Source organism: Nitrosomonas sp., assembly GCF_021731985.1.
Classification (GTDB): Bacteria; Pseudomonadota; Gammaproteobacteria; order Burkholderiales; family Nitrosomonadaceae; genus Nitrosomonas.
Window position 1 is genome coordinate 1 of the sequence record NZ_JAKFWH010000087.1, and the last position, 7711, is coordinate 7711.

Annotated in this window: 9 protein-coding genes; 5 read left to right on the forward strand and 4 right to left on the reverse strand. The window is 43.8% G+C overall.

What is annotated here, in order from left to right; translation table 11 throughout:
* Both QZ942_RS13055 and QZ942_RS13060 read left to right on the forward strand, forming a co-directional pair.
* A partial coding sequence (locus QZ942_RS13055) for a methane monooxygenase/ammonia monooxygenase subunit C (RefSeq protein WP_292996310.1) occupies positions 1–236 on the forward strand: 236 nt, incomplete at its 5' end.
* A 115-nt stretch (positions 237–351) separates the two neighbouring features.
* Positions 352–906 carry a hypothetical protein gene (locus tag QZ942_RS13060; RefSeq protein WP_292996312.1) on the forward strand — a complete coding sequence of 185 codons (555 nt, stop codon included), beginning with the start codon at positions 352–354 and terminating at the stop codon, positions 904–906.
* Between the two features lie 70 nt (positions 907–976).
* Here the strand turns inward: QZ942_RS13060 and QZ942_RS13065 are convergent, their stop codons facing one another.
* Positions 977–1522 carry a YMGG-like glycine zipper-containing protein gene (locus QZ942_RS13065; protein ID WP_292996314.1) on the reverse strand — a complete coding sequence of 182 codons (546 nt, stop codon included), beginning with the start codon at positions 1520–1522 and terminating at the stop codon, positions 977–979.
* Positions 1523–1538: 16 nt separating this feature from the next.
* On the reverse strand, positions 1539–1958 hold the full coding sequence (locus QZ942_RS13070) for a hypothetical protein (RefSeq protein WP_292996316.1): 420 nt from the start codon (positions 1956–1958) through the stop codon (positions 1539–1541).
* 266 nt (positions 1959–2224) lie between these two features.
* On the opposite strand from QZ942_RS13070, the gene QZ942_RS13075 reads away from it, so the two are divergent.
* The 3 genes from QZ942_RS13075 to QZ942_RS13085 all read left to right on the forward strand — a co-directional run bounded on the left by QZ942_RS13075 (position 2225) and on the right by QZ942_RS13085 (position 5263).
* Positions 2225–3073 carry an endonuclease/exonuclease/phosphatase family protein gene (locus QZ942_RS13075; protein ID WP_292996319.1) on the forward strand — a complete coding sequence of 283 codons (849 nt, stop codon included), beginning with the start codon at positions 2225–2227 and terminating at the stop codon, positions 3071–3073.
* 231 nt (positions 3074–3304) lie between these two features.
* Positions 3305–4585 (forward strand): ATP-binding protein, encoded by a 1281-nt coding sequence (locus QZ942_RS13080; RefSeq protein ID WP_292996322.1) that lies wholly within the window; start codon positions 3305–3307, stop codon positions 4583–4585.
* Positions 4586–5263 (forward strand): RloB family protein, encoded by a 678-nt coding sequence (locus QZ942_RS13085; RefSeq protein WP_292996324.1) that lies wholly within the window; start codon positions 4586–4588, stop codon positions 5261–5263.
* A gap of 6 nt (positions 5264–5269) precedes the next feature.
* On the opposite strand, the gene QZ942_RS13090 is transcribed toward QZ942_RS13085, so the two are convergent.
* Positions 5270–6205: a carbohydrate kinase family protein gene (locus QZ942_RS13090; RefSeq protein WP_292996327.1), complete on the reverse strand. Its 936-nt coding sequence runs from the start codon at positions 6203–6205 to the stop codon at positions 5270–5272.
* Between the two features lie 124 nt (positions 6206–6329).
* Positions 6330–7711 (reverse strand): aminomethyl-transferring glycine dehydrogenase subunit GcvPB (gene gcvPB / locus QZ942_RS13095; RefSeq protein WP_292996329.1); only part of this gene is annotated, 1382 nt, incomplete at its 5' end.

Consider the following 7711-nt stretch of genomic DNA (forward strand, 5'->3'; position numbering starts at 1 on the left):
TTGCAGGCCCATTGATGATTCTGCCAAACGTAGGATTGAACGAATGGGGTCATGCATTCTGGTTCATGGAAGAACTGTTCAGTGCGCCATTGCACTGGGGCTTTGTGATTCTGGGCTGGGCAGGCTTATTCTCAGGTGGTATAGCAGCACAAATTATCACCCGTTACTCCAACCTGACCGACGTCATCTGGAATAACTCAAGCAAAGAGATTCTGAACAACCGGATAGTTCCTTAATTTCTTACTTATGTACGTGTAGCAATTTTCCATGGCCTGTTTTAAGCAGGCCATGGAACTAAAAGTGTATAGCAATACTCCGTAGATTATTGATCAATAAGTGTAGGGGGTTTATATGATTAGAAAAATAATAAAAATATGGGCTTCAGCAGCTATGCTTTCCGTAGCCCTTTATTCTGGCTTAGTTGCTGCTCACGGCAAAGTGACTTTGGAAGCGGATGCTTGTGTACGCAATATATCCGGAAGTATGGTGCATTTGAGTACCTATCAGCCACAACACGATCCGGAAGCGGAATACTGCACCGAGATCCCTAAAGAGGGCGAAACCTTGTGGGTTTTGGATCTTGTTGATCAGGCGTTGCGTGACATGCCTATTATTATCAAAATTGTAAGAGGCAGCGGCCAAGCATTAAGTGATACGGTAACCTCTTTGTATTCAACCAATCATTCAGATGGCGTCATTAAAGGTGAATTTAATCTGGACGAAGGGCAATATACCTTATTCGTTACAGGAGAAGGCGTACCACCGTTGCACTACGAATATCCATTACGAGTACAAATGACCAATTACACGGATACTTTCTTTACTGCCGTACCCTACATTATCACCTTCTTGTTACTCGCTTTGTTTACGGATAAGTTACTGAAACGGCGAAGAATGCAGCATTGATAATGTCTGCCTTAAGTTGACGATACATCAGTGGCTTGCTATTTTTTTGATACCAAGCCACTGAGAAACATTATCGTGGAGGCGGGGGTGGCGGATTGCCAGGTGGTGGTGGCGGAGGTACAAAATTTTCTGGCGGCGTTAAAGTTCTCCTATCTTTGCCACTATTACCCGATGGATTATTCATAATTCTGCCATCAACGGGGACGCGATGCCCCTTGGCATACATACACTGAGTATAACTGATGTCGTATCGCTGCTGACTGGCATACCCTGAAGTCGTAGCGGTGCTTGATCCAATCAATCCACCCAACAGCAAGCCTGTGCCAGCACCGATAGCAGCGCCATGGCCACCCCCTAAAGCAGCACCCGCAGCAGCGCCAAGCCCGGCTCCAATAGCTGCACTTTCTATACCGCTGGTTCGAGATGCTTGCCGTGGAGTAGTGCCACCCACTTGCTCATCCGCATACTGCCTGCATTCGTATTCATCGGAACGGAACTGATCAAAACTTTTGCCAGAACCAGGTAATGTCATAACGCTAGGACCTGCTGGCATATGAACACACGCAGTTAGTAGACAAGCAATCAGTAAAATGAAGAGAACTCTTATTGTTAACATGTTTTACCTCTTTACATTATTGTGCTGGTGGTTGGGGAGCAACTTGCAGCCACCCGCCTGGGCAATTTTTAACATACGGATAATAACCTTCAGGATTCTGACAATAGTGCCAGTAATTAGTCTGTTGCCGGACCGGTCTGGCTTGTTCTTGCTGAATATAGACAGGTGGCGTTACCGGCACGACTACTGTAGGCGGGTAGCTATAATATGGTCTACTGAAAAATGGATCAGGGTAGCCATAAGAACGATATCCATAGGAACCCGGGCCATAGAAGCCAGAGCCATAAAAACCAGGAGAATATCCGCCTACACTAATACCTAAATTGAAATGGCTATGTCTGTGACCATGCCCATGTCCTCCGCGCGCCCAAACGGAATCATTCGCTGTTAGTTCAAGCAAGATAACTATTAAATATATCCAATATAGATTCTTCATGTCCGCCACCTCGCCAATTAATCTTTAACTCACACGTTCTTAGGTGTTGCGGTTAATTATTGAGCGTGCTCCGAAATATTCTCAATTAACCTGATCTAACCTTTTCATTCGAATTGATTGTATTGTTTTACGGCTGAATGAAAGCTGAATAGTCAGAGAAACTCAATTAATGAAAACAGATTAAAATACATCCAATAAATAACGCTATCCGTACATTCCGGCCAAGGTGACTAACATTGTCCGACGGACATAACGCGAGGAAAATAATGAAACTACTGAGCTGGAATATTCAATGGGGACGCGGAATGGATGGACAGGTCAATATTTCTCGCATTCTCCGCACAATTCATCAACTGGGCGATTTCGATGTTATCTGCTTACAGGAAGTTGCTGTCAATTTTTCCGGCTTACCAGGCAGCCAAAGTGAAGATCAGATCGCTGAGTTATCGGCTGGATTACCCGGCTACACCACGATTTATGGTCCCGCGACAGATGTGCCGGATGGACACGGCAGACGCAGTCTTTTTGGCAATGCCATTTTCTCCCGGTTACCCGTCGGTCAGATCTGGCGACATCTTTTACCGTGGCAAGCAGAATTAGCCACACCCAGCATGCAGCGAGTATTGGTAGAAGCCATTGTGACAGCGGATTTTGGTCCGCTACGCATAATGACTACACATCTCGAATACTACTCGCAGCATCAGCGTAAAATCCAAATCGACGCCATCCGTCGCCTACATCATGAAGCTTGCGCCATGTCGCAACGTAAATTTCTGAAAGAAGAACAAAGCGGAACCTTCGAAGTCTTTCCCCGGCCTAAACAGGCTTTGCTATGCGGAGACCTGAATTTCCCTGCCACAGCGCCTGAGAGATTGCAAATTCTTGCTCCCTTCAGCGATGACATACCCAGCTTTCACGATACTTGGTCGGCATTACATCCTGGCACACACCATGCGCCGACAGTCGGCATTCACCCGGTAGATTTCGTCGACCGCCCCGAATGTTTTGATTTCGTTTTTATTACCGATGGATTGGTAAACCATCTCAAAGCGCATGGTATTGATGCTGTGACGGAAGCTTCGGATCATCAGCCGGTGTGGGTTGAGTTTGGATAAGAGAATTCTGATTGTTAAAACACTTGATTGATCAAAGTCTTAAAGCAATGCCTCTAATGCTTACAAAGCTGACTTGGATAACATAACACATGCACAATCATTATTGTTAGTTAGTATGATTAATTTTGTTAGCATAAGAAGGAAGAAACGTGTTAAATTGCAATTAATGTATTATTTTTGCATAAAACTTGCAATAATAAAGATAAAATACAATATAAATGGCGCTAAAGTATGTTAATTGAATTCAATGTGAGTAATTTTCTATCTATTCGTGAGCAGGCTTCACTTAGTGTGGTCGCAGCAAAAGGGCTTGAATTAGCGAATAACAACACTTTTCTTACAGGGATACCAGCAGCACCTAGCCTACTGAGGAGTGCAGCAATTTACGGGGCAAATGCGGCTGGCAAATCCAATTTTATAAAAGCATTACAGGTTATGCGGCAGCTGGTACTTCAATCATCTGCTAAAATTCAGGCAGATGAAAAATTACCTATAACCCCTTTTTTATTAGATGAAGGCAGTCCTTTAAAACCGTCTGAGTTTGAAGTTACTTTTATTAATCAAGGAATACGTTATCAATATGGATTCTCAGCAACACCCAAGCGTATTATTGAAGAATGGTTGTTAGCCTATCCAACCGGAAAAGCGCAACGCTGGATTGAAAGACGTTATGACGAACAAAGTCAGTCATATCGGTGGGGAGGAATGGGTAACTTAACGGGTAAAAAAGAACTCTGGAAAGCAACCACACGATCTAATGCTCTATTTCTTTCAACTGCCATGCAACTAAATAACCAACAGCTCTCTCCTGTATTCTCTTGGTTCGACAACACGTTGCATGTTGCAGGATTTGGTCGATGGCATCCGGGATTTTCAATGAAAATCTGCGAAAAAGATAATACCAGAGAACAAGTTATCGCCTTTTTGAAAGCAGCAGATGTCGATATTAATGATATTGAATTGGAGAAAGAAAAATTTGATCCGCAAAATCTGCCTGATGATATACCAGAAGAAATAAAAAGACATTTAGAAAAACAATATAAAGACAAACCCATTACACAAGTCAAAACAGTTCATACCTTAGAAACAGGCCGAAAGATTTTATTTGATTTAGATGACGAATCTGACGGCACTCAGAAAATATTTGCCTTAGCTGGGCCTTGGTTAGATACTCTAGAGAATGGTTATATTCTTGTTATAGATGAATTACATGACAATCTTCATCCTTTAATGGTCAAATTTTTAGTTGGTTTATTTCATAACCCGGAAACTAATCCTAAAAATGCGCAATTGATCTTCACTACACACGATACTTCGATCCTAAATCAAAAAGTATTTCGCCGTGATCAAATCTGGTTTTGCGAGAAAAACTCCCAACAAGTTACAACCCTTTACCCATTAACCGATTTTAGTCCTCGAAAAGGCGTGGAAAACCTTGAGCACGGATACCTTTCCGGCCGTTACGGTGCATTACCGTACCTGGCAAGTATTAAAACAGCCATGGCGGATTAAATGGGTAATGAAAATCTTTTTTATAAGCGTAAAGCAAAAAACGAAAAGGATTTAGCTAGGAAAAGAGCAAAGCGATCAAGCTATGAGAAAATATTGATTGTCTGCGAAGGTCAAAAAACTGAACCAAACTATTTCAATGAGTTGAAAGACTATTACCAACTCAATACAGCAAATGTTGTGGTAGATGGCAATTGTGGATCGGATCCATGGAGCGTTTATCAGCACGCTCAGAAATGTGGCCGCAAGGCAAAAAAAGACAATGATCCTTACGATAAAATTTATTGCGTGTTTGATAAGGATAAACATACGACATATCAAAAAACACTTAATGCTATTACTAGCAAAAAGTCTTTTACCGCTATTAACTCAGTGCCTTGTTTTGAATACTGGTTATTACTACACTTCGCTTATACGGCTAAGCCTTTTAATGCAATTGGAAATAAAAGTGCTGGTGACGGAACAATCGATAAGCTAAAAGAATACTTACCAGGGTATCAAAAGGGGGACCTAGGAATATTTAGAGAGTTAGTATTAAAGCTGGATTCAGCTAAAACCAACGCTCAAAGAGCACTGGATGAGTCTACTGCCAATCAAACTGATAATCCTTCTACTATTATTCATAAACTGGTAAGTTGTTTACAGCATTTAAAAAATCCACAAAAAAACCGATGTGAATAAACAATCTTAGAAGAGATGAGCGCCAAAACTCTCAAAATAGTATTGATCAATCTCATCACGAGAAAACCGGTGATTCTGCCCGCCTTTCTGGGCGATTTTTAAGGAACCCATCAATGAGCCGAGTTGCCCGGTTGCTTGCCAATCCAAATTATTGACAATGCCGTACAACAGACCGGCACGATACGCATCGCCGCAACCGGTTGGATCGACAACATCTTTGGGTTTGACACAGGGAATCTCAATTTTTTTGCCATCGGCGTAAATGATAGAGCCTTGCGCACCCAGTGTGATGATCAACGCTTTGGCTTGGTTCGCCAGCGATTCAAGACTACGTCCTGTACGGTCTTGCAGCATCTGGCCTTCATAGTCATTGACGGCGATATAATCCGCTTTATCGATGAAATCCAACAGTTCTTCACCGTTATACATCGGCAACCCCTGACCCGGATCAAAAACAAATGGGATGCCAGCTTCATGGAATTCTCGGGCATGTTGCATCATTCCATCACGACCATCCGGCGCGATGATCCCTAGCCGGATATCACTTGTATCTTTCACAGAATTGAGATGCGAAAAATTCATTGCACCCGGATGAAACGCGGTGATCTGATTATCATCCAGATCAGTAGTAATGAATGCCTGAGCGGTAAAGGTATCTGGGATATGCTGCACATGTTGCTGGGTCAGCTGTAATTGTTCAAACCGTGCAGCATAAGGTGCATAATCATCGCCAACGGCGGCCATCATAATCGGTTCACCACCCAACATCTTTAAGTTGTAGGCGATATTCCCGGCACACCCACCAAATTCACGACGCATCTCAGGAACCAGAAATGCAACATTCAATACATGAATCTTTTCGGGCAGAATGTGATTTTTAAAATAATCCGGGAAGACCATAATATTATCGTAAGCGATAGAACCACAAATCAGTGTGCGCATAGTTTTGATAACAATAGTTAGAAAGATTAGGTTGAGACGGCAGGTTTATCAGATATCCTTACACTTGATTAATCTGAGATTTCCCCTGCCGTAATGCTGAATGTAACGAGATGATTCTTCTTGATCAGGCGCTTGGCTTCCAGGTCAAATCCAGTTCGCGTGCTGCTTTGACATCATCCAGTTTACGTACCGGCATGGTGTGTGGCGCGCCTTTTACCAGATCAGGTTGCAGCTCAATTTCCTGCAGAATTTCTTTCATGGATTTGACGAACGCATCCAGCGTTTCTTTGGATTCCGTTTCAGCCGGTTCAATCAATAAGCATTCGGGCACCAGCATCGGGAAATACGTGGTCGGTGCATGATAGCCTTTGTCGAGCAGGCGCTTAGCCAGGTTCATCGCAGTCACACCAGTTTTATCTTTAATATCTTTCAGTGTGACAATAAATTCATGGCTGGCACGACGTGTCGGATAGGCTATTTCAAAACCTGCTTTACTCAGCTCGGCCATCAAATAATTGGCATTCAATGTAGCAAACTCAGAAATGCGATGCATACCATGCATTCCCAGCAAACGAATATAGATATAAGCGCGCAGCAAAACACCGGCATTACCCATGTGAGCCGATAACCGGCCAATTGATTGAGGCTTTTCTTTTTCAGTAACCCAGCGATAAGTATCCCCTTCCTTGGCAACGATAGGAATCGGCATAAATGGCAGCAAGCGCTCGGCAACACCCACCGGCGCAGAACCCGGTCCGCCGCCACCGTGCGGTGTGGAGAATGTCTTGTGTAGATTAATGTGAATGACGTCAAAACCCATATCACCCGGTTTAACTTTACCCAGTACGGCATTAAGATTGGCGCCGTCGTAATACAGTAATCCACCCGCCTGATGCACAACGCGGCTCATTTCGGCAACATTTTTTTCAAATACGCCCAATGTGGAGGGATTAGTTAGCATCAATCCGGCGGTTTGGGGTCCGACAGCGGCTTTTAATGCAGCCAGATCGACATTACCTTCTTTGTCGGTGGCAATTTCCACTACCTTGAAACCGCACATCACAGCGGTAGCCGGGTTAGTACCATGCGCCGCATCCGGCACAATAATTTCAGTACGTGCAAAATCACCGCGTGCTTCATGGTAAGCACGAATCATCATGACACCGATCAACTCACCTTGCGCACCGGCCATTGGCGTCAGGCTCACACCTGCCATGCCGGTGACCGCTTTTAACGTTTCCTGTAATTCATACATACAGGCAAGAAAACCCTGTCCGGTGTCTTCCGGTGCAAGCGGGTGCCTGGAAAGAAATTGCGGCAGCATGGCCAATGAGTTACATGCGCGTGGATTGTATTTCATCGTGCATGAACCCAGCGGGTAAAACTCGGTATCAATCGAGAAATTCTTTTGTGACAAACGTGTGTAATGGCGCACTGTATCCATCTCAGAGACTTCGGGTAGAAGTACTGGCGATTTGCGCAGCAAGTTTTGTGGAATCTTAGCCG